This window comes from Hymenobacter agri (genome assembly GCF_054778495.1).
The window spans coordinates 1-3106 of sequence record NZ_BAAGZM010000517.1; the positions used below are offsets into that span (position 1 = coordinate 1).

At 62.6% G+C, this 3106-nt stretch carries 3 protein-coding genes; all 3 read left to right on the forward strand.

Going from position 1 to position 3106, the window contains the following annotated elements:
* Positions 1-306: 306 nt before the first annotated feature.
* On the forward strand, positions 307-747 hold the full coding sequence (gene yiaA / locus ACYVDE_RS18630) for an inner membrane protein YiaA (RefSeq protein WP_460503049.1): 441 nt from the start codon (positions 307-309) through the stop codon (positions 745-747).
* Positions 748-767: 20 nt separating this feature from the next.
* Positions 768-1394, forward strand: a complete 627-nt coding sequence (locus tag ACYVDE_RS18635) for a CDP-alcohol phosphatidyltransferase family protein (RefSeq protein ID WP_460503050.1) — start codon at positions 768-770, stop codon at positions 1392-1394.
* A 206-nt stretch (positions 1395-1600) separates the two neighbouring features.
* On the forward strand, positions 1601-3106 hold a 1506-nt coding region (locus ACYVDE_RS18640; RefSeq protein WP_460503051.1), incomplete at its 3' end, for an MSEP-CTERM sorting domain-containing protein.

The following is a 3106-nucleotide window of genomic DNA, read 5'->3' on the forward strand; positions in this document are numbered from 1 at the left end:
CGACTACCTGCGCTCGCAGCGCGCCGTGGCCAGCGTGGCCGACGAGCACGCCGACCGCGGCGGCGACGGCGTAACCATTGCCGTGCTGAAGTAGCAGTGGCGCGTGGTGTAAAGTCCCGTAATAAATGGCAAAAGGCCAGGCCCGATAGGGCCTGGCCTTTTGTTTAAGCGGTTTTCGGTTCGTCTGGCCAGTCGCGGCGTATCAGCTGAAAAGTCTGAACGAAAGAAATATAGGTTGCAGACAATTCTCTGGCAGCTGTACGTTTGTTGCGGCTCTTCAATAACAACTGCCAGCCACCCCGCCGCATGAATCCCCAAGCCAATACCTCAGCCCCTCGACAAACCTCCAGCGCCTTCGTTGCCGCCTCCTGGGTGGCGCTGCTGCTGGGCATTGTTGCCTTCAACGTGGGCCTCTGGAATGCCATCACGATGGCGCTGAACGAGAAAGGCTACTACTTCGCCGTGCTCATGTACGGCCTGTTTGCCGCCATCTCGGTGCAGAAAAGCGTGCGCGACCGCCTCGAAGGCATTCCCGTCACGAACCTGTACTACGGCCTCAGCTGGGTGTCGGTGCTGCTCACGGTGCTGCTGCTCACGGTAGGCCTCTGGAATGCCACGCTCACGCTCAGCGAGAAAGGCTTTTACGGCATGGCCTTCGTGCTGAGCCTGTTCGCTGCCATTGCCGTGCAGAAAAATACCCGCGACAACCTGACCCGCGAGCCCGAACAGCCGGCTCCGCTCGGGTAGGCTGGCCAGCTGGTTTGCTCATGAAAGCCCGCCGCGCGTCCGCCACGCGGTACCTGCCGCTGGTGCTGATGGGCACGCGCCTGGTGCTGGGGCTGCTGGTATTGCTGCTGGCGGGGCTGCACGCGCCGCATTTCGCCGCGCTGGCTTGGGGGCTGATTTCGGTGGGGTTGCTCACCGATATTTTCGATGGTATCATCGCCCGGCACCTGGGTGTGTCGACGGAAAAGCTGCGTCGGCTCGATTCGGCCATCGACCAGGTTTTTTGGGCGGCGGTGGTGGGGGCAGCCTGGCTGGCGTGCCCGGCTTTCTTTGCCCGGCACGCTGTACAGCTACTCACGCTGCTGGCGCTGGAAGGCCTTACGTACGCGCTGAGCTACCTGAAGTTCCGCAAGGAAGTGGCCACGCACTCGTGGGCGGCCAAGGCCTGGGTACTGGTATCGTTTGGCGCGCTCGTGCAGCTGATGGGCACCTGCGAGGCGCGCGTTTTATTCGAGGCTGCGTTCTGGCTCGGCGTGCTGAGCCGCCTGGAAATTGGGGTCATCATCCTGCTGCTGCGCCGCTGGGCCAACGATGTGCCTACGGCCTGGCACGCGATGCAATTGCGGCAGAGCCGGCCGATAACGCGGTATAAGCTGTTCAATGGATGAAAATTTAAAAGCCCGTTCCTGCACTAGGAACGGGCTTTTCCCAATAATAGTGGGCCGTCTGAAATTAATTGCTTTGAAATACAAAGTTCTTTAAAATACATTTGCTGCAAGTCGGTTAGTAGGTTTTGCGCTTGGTTGCGTTGCGCGACCAAGCCGGGTTGCCTGCGCCATTTTGCCATTCGCCAACTGTAGTTCCTGCCCCGCCCATGCCCAGCTTGCGCTCTCCCCAATGGATTTTTCTGGCCAGTACCGCGCCGCTGCTGGTGTATCTGCTCATCTGCGCCGGCGAGCTTTCGGTTATTCATACACTGTTGCCGGCGGCGAGCGTAGGGGAGTGGCAGGCATTTGGGGCGGTACTGGCCCTGCTGGGCCTGGGCGGGGCTGGCTACGCGGGCCGGCAATGGGGGCGTCGGCAGCCGGTGGGCGGCTGGTACTGCGTGGTGGTGCTGCTGACGCTGAGCTTGTGGCTGTGCCTGCTTACCTGGCACTACGACGAGCTGCTGCCCCGCAGCGTGCCGGCCTGGATGGTGCCCACCAACCCCGTCCTCATGGCCTGGACCTTTCTGATGCCCACGCTGGCGCACGCCCTGCTGGTGCTGGTAGCCCGCTTCACGCCCGACGACCAGCCGCACCAGGCCGCGCCCAACGTGCTGTTTGCGGTGGTGGTGCCGGTGTGTTGGGCGCTGGTGTTCGAGGTGCTGACGTGGCTGGCGCACTTACTGCGCGGCTCGAGCCCCGAGGTATATGAAGGGCCGTCCCGCGGCCAAACAGTGAGCACGGTCATCATTGGAGCCTCGCTGGTGGTGGGTACGCTCAGTTTTTTCTTTTTTCTGACGCGGGCGCTGTTCATCGGCTCGCGCCGTCGCGCGCACGATTGGGCCGACGGAGGCATTATCTGGAAAGTGGTGGTAACGGTGGTGCTGCCGCTCATTGGCCTGGGGGTGAACAACGGACTGGTCTTCGGCCAGGGCTTCGGCGGGGCCAGCGGCATCTTCGGCAATTTCAGCAGCCCGTGGTTTTATGTGCTTGCCATCGTGAACGGCCTGCTGCTGTGCGTGCCCGACAGCGAGCGGCCCGGCGTGCGCCTGCTCCAATTGTTGGGACGCAGCGCGCTATTCGGCTTCACGTTCTACTTTTTTCTGGTGTTCCTGCCGTTTCTGCCGCTGGCTATTCCGGCCATTATTCTCATCGGAACGGGCTTTTTGCTGTTGGCGCCGCTGCTGCTGTTCGTGGTGCACGTGCGCCAGCTGAGCGACGACGTGGCCGCGCTGCGCGCTGTGTATGCGCCGCGGCTGGTAACCACCGTGCTGCTAGTGGGGCTGGCGGTGCTGCCGCTCTATTTCACGGGTAGCTTCTGGCATCGGCGGCAGGTGTTGCACGAGGCGCTGGCTTACGTGTACACGCCCGACTACACCCAGCCGCCGCGCGTAGATGCCGTCGCGCTGGCCGCTACGCTGGCCCAGGTGCGCCAGAACAAGGACCGCAACTTCGACCTGTTTTTCGGCTCGCAGCTGCCCTACCTGTCCACGTATTTTAACTGGCTGGTGCTCGATAATCTGATGTTGTCGGAGCGTAAAATCAACGAGCTGGAGCTGATTTTCACCGGTGGCGTGCCTGAACCCGACTATCTGGGTCGCAACCGGTTCGGGGTCCCGGCCCGCGCTGGCCGCCGCTTCTCGGGGGCCGACCTCGACGACGCCTCCGACCCCGCG